This window comes from Bacillus sp. DE0042, assembly GCF_007680225.1.
GTDB classification, from domain to species: domain Bacteria; phylum Bacillota; class Bacilli; order Bacillales; family Bacillaceae_G; genus Bacillus_A; species Bacillus_A wiedmannii.
In genome coordinates, this window is sequence record NZ_VEJP01000001.1 from 1,317,978 (window position 1) to 1,336,235 (window position 18,258).

General features: G+C 35.6%; 18 protein-coding genes and 1 riboswitch. Of the genes, 3 read left to right on the forward strand and 15 right to left on the reverse strand.

Annotated features, from left to right (window positions below):
* The first annotated feature begins 220 nt into the window (after window positions 1-220).
* Entirely contained in the window at window positions 221-469 is a 249-nt protein-coding gene (locus FS802_RS06490) for a ferredoxin (protein WP_001151994.1), read from the forward strand.
* Window positions 470-592: 123 nt separating this feature from the next.
* Here FS802_RS06490 and FS802_RS06495 read toward each other — a convergent pair whose 3' ends face one another.
* The gene (locus tag FS802_RS06495; RefSeq protein ID WP_000810851.1) at window positions 593-1,171 is read right to left on the reverse strand and encodes an ECF transporter S component; all 579 of its coding nucleotides are present in this window, start codon (window positions 1,169-1,171) and stop codon (window positions 593-595) included.
* 162 nt (window positions 1,172-1,333) lie between these two features.
* A riboswitch (FMN riboswitch) is annotated at window positions 1,334-1,473 on the reverse strand.
* A gap of 245 nt (window positions 1,474-1,718) precedes the next feature.
* Here FS802_RS06495 and FS802_RS06500 point away from each other — a divergent pair.
* Complete coding sequence (locus FS802_RS06500) at window positions 1,719-2,405, forward strand: hypothetical protein (protein ID WP_000711800.1); 687 nt, start codon at window positions 1,719-1,721, stop codon at window positions 2,403-2,405.
* Window positions 2,406-2,436: 31 nt separating this feature from the next.
* On the opposite strand, the gene FS802_RS06505 is transcribed toward FS802_RS06500, so the two are convergent.
* The 14 genes from FS802_RS06505 to FS802_RS06570 form a co-directional block, all read right to left on the reverse strand.
* Complete coding sequence (locus tag FS802_RS06505; protein WP_098653869.1) at window positions 2,437-3,051, reverse strand: peptidoglycan DD-metalloendopeptidase family protein; 615 nt, start codon at window positions 3,049-3,051, stop codon at window positions 2,437-2,439.
* 85 nt (window positions 3,052-3,136) lie between these two features.
* Complete coding sequence (locus FS802_RS06510; protein ID WP_098653870.1) at window positions 3,137-3,718, reverse strand: cob(I)yrinic acid a,c-diamide adenosyltransferase; 582 nt, start codon at window positions 3,716-3,718, stop codon at window positions 3,137-3,139.
* Window positions 3,719-3,855: 137 nt separating this feature from the next.
* The gene (resE, locus tag FS802_RS06515) at window positions 3,856-5,631 is read right to left on the reverse strand and encodes a sensor histidine kinase ResE (protein WP_000964664.1); all 1,776 of its coding nucleotides are present in this window, start codon (window positions 5,629-5,631) and stop codon (window positions 3,856-3,858) included.
* A complete protein-coding gene (gene resD / locus FS802_RS06520) occupies window positions 5,631-6,347 on the reverse strand; it encodes a DNA-binding response regulator ResD (protein WP_000426862.1) in 717 nt (238 codons plus the stop codon). The genes resE and resD overlap by 1 nt, the downstream gene beginning before the upstream one ends.
* 302 nt (window positions 6,348-6,649) lie before the next feature.
* The gene (gene resC / locus FS802_RS06525; RefSeq protein ID WP_000250072.1) at window positions 6,650-7,807 is read right to left on the reverse strand and encodes a cytochrome c biogenesis protein ResC; all 1,158 of its coding nucleotides are present in this window, start codon (window positions 7,805-7,807) and stop codon (window positions 6,650-6,652) included.
* Window positions 7,808-7,821: 14 nt separating this feature from the next.
* A complete protein-coding gene (gene resB / locus FS802_RS06530; RefSeq protein ID WP_144525007.1) occupies window positions 7,822-9,447 on the reverse strand; it encodes a cytochrome c biogenesis protein ResB in 1,626 nt (541 codons plus the stop codon).
* Between the two features lie 121 nt (window positions 9,448-9,568).
* A complete protein-coding gene (gene resA / locus FS802_RS06535) occupies window positions 9,569-10,090 on the reverse strand; it encodes a thiol-disulfide oxidoreductase ResA (protein WP_000742206.1) in 522 nt (173 codons plus the stop codon).
* A 94-nt stretch (window positions 10,091-10,184) separates the two neighbouring features.
* Entirely contained in the window at window positions 10,185-10,913 is a 729-nt protein-coding gene (rluB, locus tag FS802_RS06540) for a 23S rRNA pseudouridine(2605) synthase RluB (RefSeq protein WP_000440552.1), read from the reverse strand.
* A 292-nt stretch (window positions 10,914-11,205) separates the two neighbouring features.
* Window positions 11,206-11,736 (reverse strand): spore maturation protein SpmB, encoded by a 531-nt coding sequence (gene spmB / locus FS802_RS06545; protein ID WP_000029511.1) that lies wholly within the window; start codon window positions 11,734-11,736, stop codon window positions 11,206-11,208.
* Window positions 11,733-12,329 carry a spore maturation protein SpmA gene (gene spmA, locus FS802_RS06550; protein WP_000247806.1) on the reverse strand — a complete coding sequence of 199 codons (597 nt, stop codon included), beginning with the start codon at window positions 12,327-12,329 and terminating at the stop codon, window positions 11,733-11,735. Before spmA ends, spmB begins: the two co-directional genes overlap by 4 nt.
* Window positions 12,322-13,446 (reverse strand): D-alanyl-D-alanine carboxypeptidase DacB, encoded by a 1,125-nt coding sequence (gene dacB / locus FS802_RS06555; RefSeq protein WP_141545919.1) that lies wholly within the window; start codon window positions 13,444-13,446, stop codon window positions 12,322-12,324. The genes spmA and dacB overlap by 8 nt, the downstream gene beginning before the upstream one ends.
* A gap of 111 nt (window positions 13,447-13,557) precedes the next feature.
* Window positions 13,558-14,472, reverse strand: coding sequence for a superoxide dismutase (locus FS802_RS06560; RefSeq protein WP_098720225.1), 915 nt, complete (start codon window positions 14,470-14,472; stop codon window positions 13,558-13,560).
* Window positions 14,473-14,577: 105 nt separating this feature from the next.
* The gene (locus FS802_RS06565; protein WP_000067573.1) at window positions 14,578-15,069 is read right to left on the reverse strand and encodes a YpuI family protein; all 492 of its coding nucleotides are present in this window, start codon (window positions 15,067-15,069) and stop codon (window positions 14,578-14,580) included.
* Between the two features lie 22 nt (window positions 15,070-15,091).
* On the reverse strand, window positions 15,092-15,481 hold the full coding sequence (locus FS802_RS06570) for a hypothetical protein (protein WP_000583792.1): 390 nt from the start codon (window positions 15,479-15,481) through the stop codon (window positions 15,092-15,094).
* A gap of 186 nt (window positions 15,482-15,667) precedes the next feature.
* On the opposite strand from FS802_RS06570, the gene mprF reads away from it, so the two are divergent.
* Entirely contained in the window at window positions 15,668-18,256 is a 2,589-nt protein-coding gene (gene mprF, locus FS802_RS06575; RefSeq protein WP_000010855.1) for a bifunctional lysylphosphatidylglycerol flippase/synthetase MprF, read from the forward strand.
* Window positions 18,257-18,258 lie beyond the last annotated feature (2 nt).

Here is an 18,258-nt window from a genome sequence, read left to right on the forward strand (position 1 = left end):
ATATCGGCACTATGTACTTGTATATAGTATATTGTACCAAACGAAATAACATTTACGTATTTTGAAAATCTTATGACATAATGCAAAAATTAGTTGACACTCTAATTGATAAGGATTATCATTATAATTTTATGTTGAAAAGTTTTAAAAACCGTTTTACAATAAGGTTATAATTTTTATGGCGAGCTTTTCACATACATATTATCAGGAGGGAAAAAAGATGGCAAAATATACAATCGTTGATAAAGATACTTGTATCGCATGTGGTGCTTGCGGCGCTGCTGCACCAGACATTTATGATTATGATGATGAAGGTATTGCATTTGTAACGTTAGACGATAACCAAGGTATCGTTGAAATTCCAGATGTATTAATTGAAGATATGATGGATGCATTCGAAGGTTGTCCAACTGACTCAATTAAAGTTGCTGATGAATCATTTGATGGCGACTCTTTAAAATTCGAATAGTCTTTTATTAACTTCAAAAAATATCCCTCATTAATATGAGGGATATTTTTTGTTTTCTATTTTCATTCTACTTAATAAAAAACCACTAGTAGTTCCATACTACTAATGGTTTTATTTTATATTTTATGCATTTTTCATTTTTGCAAACACCCATACTTTCAGGCGTGAGAATAACGCTACAAATACAATTGTCACAACAATTCCTTTAATCAAATTAAATGGTAAGATTGCCGTTACAACCGTTGTTCTTATAGCCTCGCTAGACATAGCTGGTGAATTTAAAAACCAAGTGTAAGCTGGGAATATAATGATGTAATTTAATACACTCATAATGAGCGCCATTGTAATTGTCCCTAGCATTAATCCTGTCGTTAAACTCTTAACAGTACGATACTTTCTAAATAAGAAAGCTGCCGGTCCAATAAATAAACATCCTGCAATAAAGTTAGCAATTTCTCCAACTGGCACTCCCGTTAAACTCCCTTGAATTCCGTAATGTAAAATATTCTTTATCGCCTCTACAATTATCCCTGCAACTGGCCCGAAAATAATTGCTGCAATTAGAGCTGGTACATCACTAAAATCAATTTTTAAAAATGGCGGAAGCCCTGGAAACGGGAAATCCAACATCATCAGTAAATATGCAATACTACTTAGCATCGCTACACTCACCATCTGCACTACACTGTTTTTTTGTTTCATCTTTCTCTCTCCTTTTCCATCGATCTTCTCATGGAAAGTGGAAAGGTTCTGCTATGCCTACTTTTTCATAGAACGAAAAAACCCTTTGTGTTTTACACAAAGGGAGAATTTAAGGCACATCAAACAGACGTTCAAATCCATATCTTTTTTGAACGCTTGAACCTCCATCTTCTCCCATCCAGACTATACTGTCGGCTTTGGAATCACACCAAATCCTGCCTTAACGGCTCGCGGGCTTAGAACAAAATCACATATAGTTCATCACCGCCGGTCGGGATTTTCACCCTGCCCCGAAGATAGACCGATATTCTATTTTCCACTTTATTATACAACAACATAATCGTATTGTGAACAAAAAAAGTGTAACTTATTAAAAATAAGTTATTAATTTTATATAATTAAAACCAATCACTATATTTTACAATACACCCCAGATTTTTTAGTATTCGGCATTTTCCCTACGAATCCCCTAGTCATATATAATGAAAAGTGATAAGATGTTGAATTGTTAAGATAAGAACATTTTCTGGATTATGGAGGAAATGTCATGAAAAAAGAAAAGAGACACTCTATTCGAGAAGCAATGAAAAAAAACTTAAGAAAAGAATACTTTTACTTAAAAAAAGAATTACTTTTCTACTGTCCAATTGATTTAGGCACATTCTCAAGCGAGACATACTATGCTGCTTTCGATGAAGATGGCATCAGTATTTATCAGTATGATAAAAAAACAGAGAGTAAATTAAAACTGTGTGAGCGTCACCCATGGAAGAGTTGGAATAAAGTGAAGGTGGATCATTATTTGACAACTTCTCAATTTATTTTTCAAGGTGAGCGAAACTGGATATTATCCCTTTTCCAAAAAGGAAAAGAAGCTCAAAAAATAATTGAAGAGCACACATCTTTACAAACTGAAGTTGTTTCCCGCTCTTTCTTAAAAAAACTTCCAGGGTTCCGTTCTAATGCACCGTTGAATAAATACATCGGCAGCATTTGCTACACTGCACTTATTGCATTTTTATTAAAATGGATGATTCCATTTCAAGCACCACAAATCGCCCTGTACTCCATTTCAATCGGTTGTATGCTTCTTGGTTTACTTTGTTTGACAATCGGTTTAATTGAACCGACTATTGTACTATTTCGAACGAACGAAAAAACAAGAACGAAAGTATTTTACTTATATAGCTACTTAGCTATTTCTGGATTTATATGTGTCTTTATTTTTTGGTAAAAAAAAGAGCTAGTTTAACTAGCTCTTTTTTTTACTTTACGTATAATTGTTGATTTGGATAAATCCAATCTTGCTGCAGTCCATTTTTATCTTTAACTTCCTTAACTGACATACTAAATTTCCGTGCAATACTAACTAAAGTGTCCCCTTTTTGGACGACATATAAGGATGAGGAAACAACTTCATTTCTCTGTTCATTTAGAACAAGCAATGGATTCATCGCATTCTTTTTCGCCATCGTCCATCTTCCTTGATGAACTTCTAAATGTAAGTGTGCACCTCTCGATTCTCCTGTATTTCCTACTTCTCCAATTATTTCTCCTTTTGAAATATAATCCCCTTGAACTACATATCTCTTATTTAAATGCGCATACACGGCCTCATATTCTCCATGTTTAATAAATACAACGTTTCCATAACTACTTGAATAATAAGCCTTTGTTACCTTACCTTCTTGAATAGCTACCACAGGCGTGCCAATCGGTGCCGCTATATCTATACCGTAGTGTTTTCCATGCCTTGTCCCAAAATAATCACTTATCTGCCCTTCAACAGGCCATGTCCATTGATTTCCCTCTGCGTACACATGTAATTGAGATAAAAACAATACCGTCAATAACATGACGCCACATTTTAACACTTTCATATACATCCTCCGTTTTCTAATTAACACCATACCTTCTCTTATTTTGGTATATTACAGAAAAAAGTATACAAAAAAAGAAAGTGAATCACTCCACTTCCTTCTCGTTTTTATCACGAAAAACGATTGCACTGCGATTATACTCCACATCTTTTACTTGTAATCGAGCGTTTATTACTCTAGCCACTGCAAACAAATAATCAGATAATCTATTTACATACTTTAGAACAACTTCATTTATTTCCCCTTCTTTTTGCAAGGACACTACACATCGTTCTGCTCGCCTTACAACTGTACGTGCAATATGAATAGCAGCTGCCGCTTCGCTTCCACCTGGTAAAATAAAACGCTCTAACGGCGGTGCTTCTTCTATATACGAATCAATCCTTCTTTCTAAGCTTTCAACCATTTCAACCGTTACTTTATAAGGAATTTTCCCCTCTACTATCGCCAAGTCTCCCCCGCAATCAAATAGTTCATGTTGAATATTTTCAAGTTCATTGTAAATATCTCCAAAAGATCCGTCTTGTAGCTTAGTCATTGCATATCCAATATGAGAATTCGCCTCATCTATCGTGCCATATGCTTCAACTCGGATATTATCTTTATCCACTCTGCCGCCTATTACACTTGTTGTCCCTTTATCTCCTGTTTTCGTGTATAATTTCATCGCTTCACGACACCCCTCTTGCTATTCTTCATTCGACTAAGATAGAAAAAAAGTTCTACTGTTATTTATTTAATTGATTTTACAAAAAAATAAAAAACAGTAGAACTTTATTCATTATCAACTTTAAAAACGTATATCTAAATTATACGATTTGGTAAATATACAGAGAATGTAGTTCCCTCTCCAACAACACTTGAAACAGCAATTTTACCATCATGGCCTTGCACAATATTTTTTGCAATCGCAAGCCCGAGCCCTGTTCCACCTTTTTTTCCACGTGTTCTTGCTTTATCAGCTTTGTAGAAACGATCAAATAAAAATGGAATATCTTCTTCTGGAATACCAGCGCCCGAATCTTGTACTTCAAAAGTAAGACCATTATTTTTCGTATCAATTACAAGCGTTACATGTCCGCCTGCATTCGTATGACGAATTGCGTTATCAATTAAATTCGTCAATACTTGTTCCATGCGATCTGCATCAAACGGGTATTGTTCAATTGGATTCTGGAAATCAACCGTTAATGCGACTTCTTTATCCTTTGCAATCCCTTGGAATTTACGACCTATTTTTTCAACGAAAGGATGAATATCAACTTCACCTATATGTAACTCTACATTACCACTTTCCATACGCGCTAAATCTAATAGTTCATTTACAAGTTTACCTAAACGAACAGATTCATCATAAATGATTTGAACAAACTCATTAATTTCTTCTTTCGTTTGCACAATATCATCTAAAATCGCTTCACTATAACCTTGAAGCATTACCATCGGTGTACGAAGTTCATGTGATACGTTCGCGATAAAGTCTTGACGCATCTTTTCAAGACGGCGTTCTTCCGTCATATCACGTAATACAGCTACAGCACCACGAATTTTCGTTTGGTTGTAAAGCGGCGTCATAAGAACTACATAGTTCCCTTTTTGTAAATTAATTTCAACCACTTGTTGTTGTTCACTTTCTACAACGAGATGGAATAGTTCAACAAGTTCAGAAGGTAGTTTTTTACTTAGCTCTACTTCTTTTTCCTCTTGCCAAACTTGTAAGAAATGTTCAGCCGGCGGATTAATTACAACGACTTCCCCTTCTTGATTTAACGTAATAACCCCATCTGCCATACTACTTAAAATACTTGCTAACTGTTCTTTTTCTTGTTGCAGGGCATTCATATTAAACTTCAACTGTTTCCCCATTTGATTTAAGGCCGTTGCAAGCTCACCAATCTCGTCCTGAGATACCATAGGAGCTTTCGCATCAAACTTCCCACGCGCCACCTCAAAAGCAACCTCACGCATTTTACGGAGTGGTGCTGTAATTCGAGTAGATAAGAAGAATGCAAAGAACGTTGTTAATATAATCGCAATCCCTGCTGATAAGAATATAAAATCAGTCGTTCTCTCCATACCTTGTATCGGTACTTGTAAAGATTCGTATACGAACACTGCACTTTGATTTTTTGAATGCACTGGTTTTCCGACAATCATAATATCATTTTCAGTGTTTTTATTCTTTCTACTATTAGAGGCTTTTCTAATGTTATTCTTAATTTCTTTTTTGTCTGTAAAAACAGCCGCTAATTCTTTATCTTCTTTCAAATCATCCATTGTAAGAGTGACTAACCCTTCTTGTTTCGGCGAAGAAGATATTTCTTTACCATCTTCTACAATAATGATCCTTGAAAGTGGATCAGAGAATTTGTACGCGATATTCTCAATCGTTTTTACATCGGCACCTTCTTCAATTAACTCTGAAACACTTGTTGCAACTTTTTGAAGCCTAGCTTCACTCATATCAACATAATATGTTCTAAAAAACTGTGAAAGTAAAATCGCAACAAATCCAAGCACAAACGAAACGAGAAGTAATATGGTCATCCATAACTTCCCTACTACACTTCTCCAAAGCATCAGTCGTTCACAACCTCAAACTTGTAACCTACGCCCCAAACGGTAACAATCATCTTCGCAGCATCTGGTGATTTTTTGCTTAACTTCTCACGTAAACGCTTTACATGCGTATCAACTGTACGTAAATCTCCGAAGAATTCATATTGCCATACTTCTTTTAACAATTGCTCACGATCAAATACCTTATCAGGCGCTTTCGCTAAGAATAATAGTAATTCGTACTCTTTCGGTGTTAAGTTTACTTCATTACCATCTGCTGTAACACGGTGTGCATCATTATCAATTGTTAAATGAGGGAACACAGTAACATCTTTTGTCGTTGTATCTTGTGTAAAGAACGTTGTTGGTACAGAACGGCGTAAGACCGCTTTCACACGAAGCACTACTTCACGTGGGCTAAATGGTTTCACAATATAATCATCAGTTCCTACCTCAAACCCTTGTACTCGGTTTACTTCTTCACCCTTCGCTGTCAACATAATAATTGGCGTCGCTTTCTTCTCACGAACCCCTTTACACACTTCAATACCATCTTTACCTGGCATCATAAGATCTAATAGGATTAAATCGTAATCATTTTGTAACGCCATTTCTAAAGCTGTATCACCATTGTCCGCTTCTTCAATTGTGTATTGTTCTCTTTCTAAATACATTTTCAACAAACGACGAATACGATCCTCATCGTCTACAATTAAAATTCTTGATTCATTTTCCATTTCTACCCGTTGCGTACTTTTACCACAACGGTTTACACCTACCCTTCTACACTAGTATGTTACGCTATTCTCGTTTATTTAAGCAATCTTCTAAATGTTTCACTTCCCATATTATGCTTCACAAGAATAATAAAGTTTGTTCAATTTTTTTCCAAAACTATGTATTTTTTTTGAACAGTATATAATGTCCTCGACATCATTTTACAAAACCAACCGCTACTTTGTCATGTTTTTCTCAAAAAAGAAGAAAAATTGACAAAAATAAAATAGGAAAGTGACATTCACTCTCCTATTTTATTTCTCTATGCGTATGAATGTAAACCCGCGATAATTAAGTTTACTACAATAAAGTTAAACATAATGATTGCAAAACCAATTACCGCTAACCACGCTGACTTCTCTCCGTGCCACCCTTTTGATAAGCGTAAATGTAATACCGCCGCATAAAAGAGCCAAGTAATAAGCGCCCAAACCTCTTTTGGATCCCAACCCCAAAAACGTGTCCACGCTATTTGAGCCCAAATCATGGCGAAAATTAATGCACCTAATGTGAAAACTGGGAATCCAATTGCAATAGAACGATATCCGATTTCATCCAGTAAATCACTATTTGTATTCTTTACTAACGGCTGAAGTGCTGCCGATACTCGTTTGCGTAAAACAAGTCTTAATACAATATAAAGTAATGTCCCAACTAACACTGACCAAATAACAGTATTTAATTTTTTCGCATTTACAATCGCTGGAACTTCAACTGTCGGTTCTAATTTATTTTCTGTCAATAACTTTCCTTCGTGCGGTCCTACTAAAGCCGGAAGATTGTACTTCATTTCCAGTTGTTGTTCATTTTTATCAATCCATTGAAACTTCGCTTCATATTTCATACTAGAAAATACCGTTGTCACTCCAATAAAACCAACTGTACAAACAAGTGTGAACACTACCGTTTCTAACCAAAATGTACGTTTACTTCTCGTTGATTGATCTACATTTTTCAATAAATACATAACGCCCGTAATAAAACTAATTGCTAAAATTGCTTGTCCTGCTGCTGCAGTCGTCACGTGAATATGTAACCAATTACTTTTTAAAGATGGAATAAGCGGAGATATTTCCCGCGGAAACATACTCGCGTAGGCAATTAATAAAAGCGCAACTGGTAATGCAAAGAGTCCGATTATACTTACGCGATACATAAAATACATGACAATAAATGCTCCGACAAGCATCATGCCGAAAAACGTACCGAACTCAAAAAAGTTACTAACTGGTGCATGTCCTGATGCAATCCATCTTGTAACAAAATATACTGTTTGTGCAATAAACCCTAAAATTGTAATCGTTATTCCTATATTTGCCCATTTATGACCTTTTTCTTTAATTGCTCCCCCGAAAAATAGAGTGGCAATTAAATATAAAATAAATGCGGTAAAGAGAAAGTTACTACTTATTTGCACCATTTCGTTTCCCCACCTTAACTAATTTTTTTATCGACTACTTTATCGCTTGGTTGCGGAATTGCTGTACCTTCTAGCACTCTTTCAATATCTTTCTTTAAACCGAACCAATTTTTATTCGTATGTCCTGCAATCCACCATTCATCATTAACGCGTTGTATCCAAATACGGCGATGATTCCAATACATTCCTTGAATGACACCAACCATAAATATAAATCCTCCAATACCGAGTATCCAAAGCGTTAAATCTTTCCTTACAGTAAGTGCTGTTGCATTTTGCATTTCCACACCTGCAAACGACATTTTATATTTATTATTTCCATCAGGTTCTATATTTTGCTGAATACCAACAAAACTCACTTCACCATCTGGTGTTTCAGGCGTAAATATTTTAAACACAAATGCAGGGTTGTTTGGTAATTTCGTTTTTGTATTTGGTCTTCCACTCTCATCAAAATAAAAATCAGGGAAATAGCTTAATAGTTCTAAAGAATAACCACTTCCTAAATCAAATTTTTCTGTAGGATTCGTTAAATCTACTTTAATCGGTCCCCACTTTTGATTATTTTCTTTGTTTTGCAAATGGAATGACATGCTTTTAAATTCACTTTCTTTGTAATCCACTTGATATACAGCAAATTGATCAAATTTCAGCGGTTCATTCACTCGAATTTCCGCTTCTTTTACTTTTTCTAATTTCGGTTTTTGTCCAGCTATATTTTCGCCGACCGCTTTATATAATACAGCATTCGTTTGGAAGTTTTTCGCAATCATTTTATCACCTACACGATCAATCGCTTCATCAAAAACTTCCTTGTCCTTACTTTTATCATAAACTTCCTTTATAAATTTCTCGTTTTTTAAATAGTATTGACCATCCGTTCCTGGTATTTCTTTCGTTTCACCATCACGTAACCAAAGTGCTTCGTCTACGTACATACTCGGTAAAAAACGGAGCATTGCACCGAATAAAAAGATAATGAGACCGATATGATTCACATATGGACCCCAGCGTGAAAACCGTCCCTTTTCAGCTAAAATGTTACCGTCTTCCACTTTCACATTATAGTTTGCTTTCTTTAAATTCTTTTGCACTCTTTCCAAGTCACCATCTTGTGGTGTACCAGTCCCGTATAATCTTTGTCTCTTTAAAAAGCTAGGGTGTCTTTTCACCCCTTGCTTCTTTAAAGCTTTATAAAGTGGTATGACACGGTCTAAGCTACATATCACAAGTGAAATACCAATTGAAGCAATTAAAATCATATACCACCATGAACCGTATAAATTATTAAATCCTAATTGATAGTATAATTGCCCTAAAAATCCGTATTCTTGCTTATAATATTCAGCTGGTGCAATTCCTGGAGTTATGTACATTTCTTGTGGAAAAATAGTTCCTATCGCTGATGCAGCTAAAGTGATTACAATGAGCCATACACCCACTTTTACAGAAGAGAAAAAGCTCCAAATTTTATCGACTATCGTTTTTGTTTGCGTGAGAGATCTCCGAGCACTCCCCTCATAGCGCATATCCAATAGTTTTATATTTTCATTGCTTTCAAATGGTTTCCCACATGCTTCACAAAAAACAGTTCCTATCGGATTAACATGTCCACATTCACACTTAATTTCTTTCAACAGTCTCACCGCCCCTGTATCTATATGTACTATTGTATATTCTAACCTCAAGTTACCGCAATACTCAGAATTTTTAAACCAGAGGCGCTATATGAATGCACCTCGTATGTAAAGGCTTTCTTTATTACGGAGTAATTTTCTTTAAATATCCTTCTAACTGTTCTTTCGTTTGTTCACCTATAATTTGCTCCACTACTTTTCCATCTTTATCAATCAAAAAACTTGTCGGTAATGGTCCTACTCCATATGTCCCTATAATTTTTTGTCCTTTGTCAATGGCGACCGGGAATTTCAAACCATATTGGTTCACAAAGTTCTTAACAGCAATATCTGTTTCATCTGCATCTAACGCGATGATTTCAACGCCTTTTTCTTTATACTTTGGATATAATTCATTCATATACGGCATTTCTTTTTCACACGGTTTACACCAAGTGCCCCAAAAGTTTAAAAATACACCTTTTCCCTTTAAATCTTTTAGTTCAATTTTCTTTCCTTCTAAATCTGTCACAACAAAGTTAGGTGCTTCTTTTCCGATTTGCATTTTCTCCTTATCAGCAAAGAACCCTTGATAAAGTGTAAATCCTACAGCACCGCTTAAAATGAGCAGAATAATAACGCGAAATAATAAGCGATTTTTCTTCATATTGTCTCCCCTCTCTTCGACGAGTGATAAATATATGTATTTTTTAATAAATCACCAGCGGAGCATTCCACTGGTGAAAGTTTCACACTATCGATTAGCGCGGCTTTGTAGAAGCCAATGCACGTAATTGTTTCACCTCATGTGGTGACAATTCTCTCGCATCACCAGGTCGCAAGCTACCCACTTCTAAAAAGGCGTAGCGTTCACGCTTTAGTTTCACTACTTTACAATCTAACGCTTCAAACATGCGGCGTACTTGACGATTACGTCCTTCATGAATCGTTAATTGTACAATCGCAGTCTCTTTACGCTTGTCCCAAGAAATAATTTTCACTTGTGCTGGTGCTGTTTTCCCATCTTCTAATGCAACACCTCGTTCTAACATGCGAATTTTCTCACCTGTTAATGGCCCTTTAATTTTTGCAACATACGTTTTTTCAACTTTATATCTCGGATGCATTAATACATTTGCAAATTCCCCATCATTTGTCATCAATAATACGCCAGACGTATCATAATCTAAGCGTCCGATTGGGAATAAACGTTGTCTAATTTCAGGGAAAAAGTCTGTTACAACACTTCTTCCTTTATCATCTGATACACTTGAAATTACGCCAGTTGGTTTATATAGTAAAAAATAAACAGGTTCTTCTTTTTCAAGAGGGATGTTATTTACTTCTACTTTATCTTGAGGAGTTACTTTCGTTCCTAACTCCTTCACTATTTTTCCATTCACTTTTACTTTTCCTTGCTGAATTAATTCCTCAGCCTTTCTTCTCGATGCAATACCTGCTTGCGCAATCACTTTTTGTAATCGTTCCATTTCTTTTTTTCACCTCGAATTTATCTTACCTTACATTAGAAAGACTTGGCAACCGCATACGCTTGACGGCTATTCGCTTCATCTTACTTAAACAACATAGCGATGATAATAAACATATAAAGGGCAAATCATGTTTTTACCTTTTATTATTGTCCATATTCTTCATATTGCTCACAATAAAAGTTCATCATTTTGTCAAAAATACCGCATAAAAAAACCACTATTAAGCAACACCTTAATAGTGGTCGTATACGTATTATAAGCGAAATAGCATAAAAAATGAATAGCCGCCTTACTTAAACATTAAAGAAACAAACACAATTGAACAAATAATCCCGATTAAATCGGCAAAAAGTCCTACTTTTAATGCATCTCCCATTTTTCTAATTCCAACAGCTCCGAAGTATACTGTTAAAATATAAAAAGTCGTATCTGTACTCCCTTGCATCGTAGAAGCCAATCTTCCAATAAACGAGTCTGGCCCATATGTGGCAATTAAATCGGTCGTAATACTTAAACCAGCAGAGCCTGAAATAGGGCGTATAAGTGCTAGTGGAACAATTTCTGCTGGGACATGAATTAAATCTAACATCGGCTTCATTACTGATATCATTGCATCTAATGCACCTGAAGCTCGAAATATAGAAATAGATACGAGCATTCCAACCATAAACGGTAAAATGGAGATTGCAATTTGAATTCCTTCTTTTCCTCCCTCAACGAACGATTCATAGGTTGGCACTTTCTTTATCGTGCCATATAAAAGGATAAAACCAATTACACAAGGGATTACCCATAATGAAATTGTATTTACAATGCTCATTTTTTCCGCCCCTTCCTACTCCTTCTTCGGTAAAAATAGCGGTCAATCCAAATCGCTCCGATCATAGAGAGTACTTGTGCAATGAATGTTACCCCAACAATTTCAGTAGGATTCGCTGATTCATACGTCATTCGAATCGAAATGACAGTAGTAGGAATTAAAGTAATCGCTGATGTATTTAACGCGAGAAACGTTACCATAGAACGGCTCGCCGAATCCTTCCCTCCATTTAACTCTTTCAATTGTTCCATTGCTTTAATACCAAGAGGGGTCGCTGCATTCCCTAATCCAAAAAAGTTCGCCATCATATTCGATAAAATAAACCCCATTGACGGATGATCTTTCGGTATTTCTGGAAACAACCTTTTTACTATCGGCATAAAAAGTGACACTAACTTTTTTAACAACCCTGCTTCCTCTGCAATTTTCATTAAACCGAGCCAAAATACTAATACACTAATAAGTCCTATACAAATTGTTACTGCATCTTTTGCCCCGTCAAATACGGCTTTATTTATCGCTTCCATCGTTCCATTTATCATGGCATATACAATCCCTATGACTGCCATCGCTACCCATACAAGATTAACCATCGCTCCCAACACCTATCATATGAGAAAAAATTTCTTTCACATTATTCCAATACAGTCCCGTTGTCGCTACTAACTTTCGTTTACTATAAAATAAATTCCGTTCTCCAACTTTCTCGTTGCCAACATAAATTTCTGTCTTTCCAACTTTTACGCCATCATTAAGTTTTGCATTTTTATCGAGTTCAACTTTTAATACGACATTCTTTCTTTCCTGCTCAGTTAATGGCACCGCAAAACTATTTTTCGTATATACATGATTGGCATATTTCTTTTCAGTTATTTCAGCAAGAGCTCCTTGCCCTACAACGTTTGTTTGCTTAAAACGTTCAAAACCTTTATCAAATAAATTCATATGATCATCCCAATCGCTAGAAGCGCTTAAAGTTACGACAATTAGATCTAGTCCATCTTTTGATGCTGTTGTAACAAGTGTCCGCCCTGCTTTCTTCGTAAAACCTGTTTTTCCTCCTGTCGCAAATTCATAATAAGACGTCACGAGTTTATGTTTGTTTTTCCACGGATAATCCCACGAATCTGATTTATACTTTTTTGTCCCAAAAATCTTCTTAAAGGTTTCGTTCCCCATTGCATACTTTGTTAAAAGTGCCATATCATAGGCTGATGAATAATGAGATCCATCACCATCCAAACCATGTGGGTTTGAAAAGTGAGTATCTTTCATTCCAATTTGTTTCGCCTTTTCATTCATTAAATATACGAACCCTTCTATACTTCCTCCTACATTTTCAGCAATTACTTGTGCTGCATCATTACCAGATCTAAGCATGAGTCCGTATACTAAATCCTCTAACTTCACTTTCTGTCCAGGCTTTAAATAAATTGCTGATCCTTCTACTCTCACCGCTTCATTACTAACCGATACCATTTCTTTCATTTTTCCTGATTCAGCAGCTAACAAGGCTGTCATAATTTTTGTTATACTAGCAATTTTTTGTGGCTCATGTTCTGCTTTTCCGTATAATACACGACCGGACTGTTGCTCCATTAATACAGCATTTCGAGCACTGACATTACTGTTCATCTTTGCATATGTAGGAATTGGCATAACGCTTGCGTACATAATAAGAAGCGTGATTATTACACAAATTCGTCTCATATTTCCCCCCACGTCCTTTTGGCACTTTTTGTACAAGTGTATGCTTGGCCTTTTAAAATATGAACGAAATCTCTTTCTCCTTCTAATAAAAAAAACGCAGAGAACCTGCGTCTAATACGGTGTCCATTCAATTTGTTTCGTACTTTCAAATCTTTTTTCTACATCAGGCCAATTTACAACATTCCACCAGTTTTTAATATATTCATCTTTTCGATTTTGGTATTGTAAATAATACGCATGTTCCCACACGTCTAGTACGAGGAGCGGTATCGTATCCCATTGTGTAAATAATTGATGAAGTGTACTCTGCAAAATTTCTAATCTTCCAGATCGTGGTACCCAAACGAGAAGCGCCCAGCCTGATCCTTCCACTTTAGAAGCTGCTTCTGTGAAATGTTTTTGAAAACGTAAAAAACTCCCAAAATCTTGTTCAATCTGTTGTGAAAGAGCCCCTCTTGGACTTCCGCCACCATCTTTTTTCATGTTATTCCAAAATATCGTGTGTAAGTAATGACCTGATCCATGAAAAGCCGCTTCTCTTTCCCAATGCTTAATTAAATCAAACTGATTTGTTTTTCTCGCTTCTTCCATCATCTTCTCTGCCTTATTTAATCCTTCCACGTAACTACGATGATGTTTATCATGGTGTAACATCATAATTTCTCTAGAAATATACGGTTCTAACGCATTATACGGATAAGGTAATGGTGGAAGTGTATGCCCTCCAATTGGAACAGCTCGTTCACTATCCCCTCTTTCACATAGTTCATATTCCTCTTCTCCCTGCACGAATACTTCCTGCAAATGATGCTGAATATGTTCTACATCATCACTTATTTCATACATAAACTCTGCATCTGTATCATACTCATGCTCTTTCATACGATCTAATAACGTTTGAATTTTATAAGCAAGCATATGGACATCATACACTTCCATTGCACGGCTATCTAATACGTGAAGAACACTTTCACACCAGCTTTCTACTTCATGAAAGTAATCTGTAAATACACCTTGCTGACTCATGTTACACCTCCTTAATGCTATCCCCATAAATATATTCAAAGGAAATCCCTTATATAACTTTACAAAAGGAAAAGAAGCTAAGTCCCCTTAGCTTCTTTTTCGCAATTAATATTTGTGTAACATCTTTGTTTGGTAATCCGTCTCATAATATTCTAGTTCTTCACGCATCAATTGGAATTTTCCTTCTAAACTCTTCATCACTTGCTCTATAGATGTTGGTGGCGTTTGTTGAAAAACGATGGAGTTTTTCCCTGTATAGGCAGACCGACTATTTTCATACCAATGATCACTCTTTGGTGAGAAAAACTCTGCAATTACTTGATGATAAATTTTATATAAAATTTTCTCAGCTGCTGTTTTTCGAAATGGCTGGCTATTTAACAAAACAAAACATGCATCATGTCCTTCTTCACAAAAAACGAGAAGACGTCTTATTGATGCTAATAACCCTTTATAATATTGCTCGTTCCCTGCTGGTGTTTCTTCTAATAAAGAAGGCAACGTATGATAATTTACATAATTGGTTATCAAAGTAATAACATCTTCTAAAAACATAGAGACTTGTTCTGTTTGATTTTCAACCATTAGATTAGACATTTTTTCCCTCTCCTTTGCCATTTCACGCTATTTCTACTCTTTTATTTTTATGTAATTCAGCTAATATTTCTTGTACTTTCACCACTGTTCCCTCATCAAAATATTGTTGGAATGCTTCTATATTATTTAAATATAAACGTTTTTGCATGCGATGCTCATTCTCTTTCAGTAAACAACATATCGCTACAATATCCCGTAAATATATGTCTTGTTCTTCTACTTTACATACTGGATTTCCTTCAAAAGGAGTAATTTCTTGTAAAACCTCTTCAAAATATCGAACGTATAAAACGGAAAAAGTTCTCTCTTTATTATTTAATATATATGTCACTTCAGATCTATTAAAGAAATCTTCTGATGTATTAGGTTTTGCTTTCTCTAACTCATATCCCGCATAACCTATTATAATCATCTACTTCCCCTCACTTCCTTCTTTCAATTTATTTTAACTTAATTTTCTGATAAACGAAATACTCTTTTAAATATAACCCATATAAAAAATAGCTTCCCTATACAGGAATTTACCTTTTTATTTTTCTTGAAGTTTGTCATAATAATATTATTGTCTCAGTTTTCTTATACAAGGAGAGTTGTATTTATGTCGTTTTCATGGAAACGTTTCTTACAAATCGGGAAAATTATCTTCCCATTTGTTGTATTAACAATTGTATTCTTTCAAGCAAAAAAAGAATTAGCAGGCATTTCTTTTTTAGAAGCAATCAATACAATTAAAAACATTCCAACCGGAGGAGTCTTTTTAGCAATTACACTTGGTGCATTTGCCGTATCAACAATGTTCTTTTATGACTATGTTATGCTTCGTTATTTAAAAGCTGATATACCAGTCCAAAAGATTTTTCGTATCTCATGGATTGCTAATACTTTAAATGGATTTATTGGGTTTGGTGGTCTCGTTGGAGCTGGTGTACGCACAATGCTTTATCGTCCATACATAAAAGAAAATGGCAAACTTATTAAAAGTATCGCCTGGATGACAACTGCTTTTATTAACGGACTCGCAATTCTTTCTTTCCTCGGTCTTATTGGAATATTAGACACAAGTTTTATTTTGCATGAAAAACCGTGGCTATGGCCTGTTCTTATTTTCTTCGCCCTTTTCGTCCCTATATACATTGGCTTTTCTAAACTAAAAAATAGAAAACCAAAGCAAATCGAAGGGCAAGAAGAAGAAGGAGAAGAAGAGAAAAACCCAACTGTTTTATACTCATTAGTTTCATTAGTTGAGTGGGTATCTGCCGGTATTGTTATGTACGTCATACTAATATTATTTGGTATCGATATCGAATTTCAAAAGTTTTTAGGTGTGTATGTAATTGCTGCTTTAGCTGGTGTTGTTAGTCTTGTTCCTGGTGGACTTGGTTCATTTGATCTTGTCTTTTTAACTGGGCTCGGACAGTATGGCATTGATACAGGCGTATTACTACCTGCCATGTTATTATATCGCCTCGTCTATTATATTTTACCTTTCTGCCTTGGTCTTATTTTTGCAGCTTTTGAAATGACAGGCGTGGCCATTAAAAAGTTTGAAGATAAACCTTTTATTGCGCCTGCATTAGAAACAACTGGTGTTATATGGACTTTGCAGCGTGATTTTCTAGGAAAACTAGGTTCATGGGCCTCTGCTGCTTTAACAGTATTTGCTGGATTAATGGTTATTTTATCGACCATTCTACCGACAAGTATAAACAGAGCGCACGCCTTACATATTCTAGCTCCAAAACATCTTATTCAATTTTCTTTTAGCTTATCACTAACATTTGGTATTCTCCTCCTGATCCTTTCACGAGGCATATATTATGGAACAAAGCGTTCTTACTATATGACGATTATTTCTTTAATCGGAGCAGCCATCTTTAATACGCTAAAAGGGATTGATATTGAAGAGACGTTTATTTTATTAATCGTACTCGCTGTATTATATATGCTTCGTAAAAGATTTGTACGCGAGAAAATGGAAGTCTCACTTTCTGATATGGTAAAAGTTTTTATATTCTTACTCATAACTTTATATTTATATAAAAACTTAGGTATTTTATTTGCAGGTGCAAAAGAAGCTTTTAAACCTGATTTTGTCGTTCGTAATATTACGCAAGTGAAACGAAGTGCATTAGCAGCTGCCTTTTTCGTTCCTACATTTTTACTGATTGGCTCACTCGTTGCCAATCGTTATCGAAATGAATTTCCCGGGCAACCAGCTAATGATAAAAGGTTGCAAAACTTTTTAGATGAACATGATGGTAATGTACTTAGTCATTTAGGATTTTTAGGAGATAAACAATTTTTCTTCAGTAGTGATGGGAAAGCGCTCCTTCTCTTCTCTATAACTGGAAAGCGTCTCGTTGTGCTAGGTGATCCAATTGGGGATCCTTCCTCCTACCGTACTGTGTTACAAGAGTTTTTAGCTGAGGCTGATCGATTTGGATACATTTGTGTATTCTACCAAATAGAAAGTAAATGGATGAGTTTATATCATGATTTTGGTTACAACTTCTTTAAACTTGGTGAAGAAGCTGTCGTTGATTTGAACACATTTACAATAACAGGAAAAAAACGAGCCGGTATGCGAGCGACTTTCAACCGTTTCGAACGAGAAGGCTATACATTCTCTATTCATCAGCCACCATTCTCAAACGAATTATTTGAAGAGTTAAGAAAAGTTTCAGATGCGTGGCTCGGCGGAAAAAAAGAGAAAGGTTTTTCACTCGGATACTTTGATCGTGAATATATTAGCCGAGCACCTATCGCTACATTATGTGATGCGGATGGAAAAATCATCGCATTTACAACCTTTATGCCGGTATATCAAGACGGATCATTGTCTGTTGATTTAATGCGCTATTATCCAGATGCACCTAGCGGCATTATGGATGCAATTTTCATCCACCTATTCCAGTGGGCAAAAGAAAATGAATACCACTCCTTTAATATTGGTATGGCCCCACTTTCAAATGTAGGTTTATCGACACAATCTTTCTGGTCCGAACGAGTTGCTGCTGCCATCTTTAATAATGTTCGTTATACGTATAGTTTCAGCGGGCTACGTCATTTTAAAGAAAAATATAAACCAGCATGGAGCGGTAAATATTTAGCATTTAGAAAGAATCACTCTTTACCAATTACAATGCTCTCTGTAACAAAATTAATAGGAAAACGAAAAAACAGCTAAAC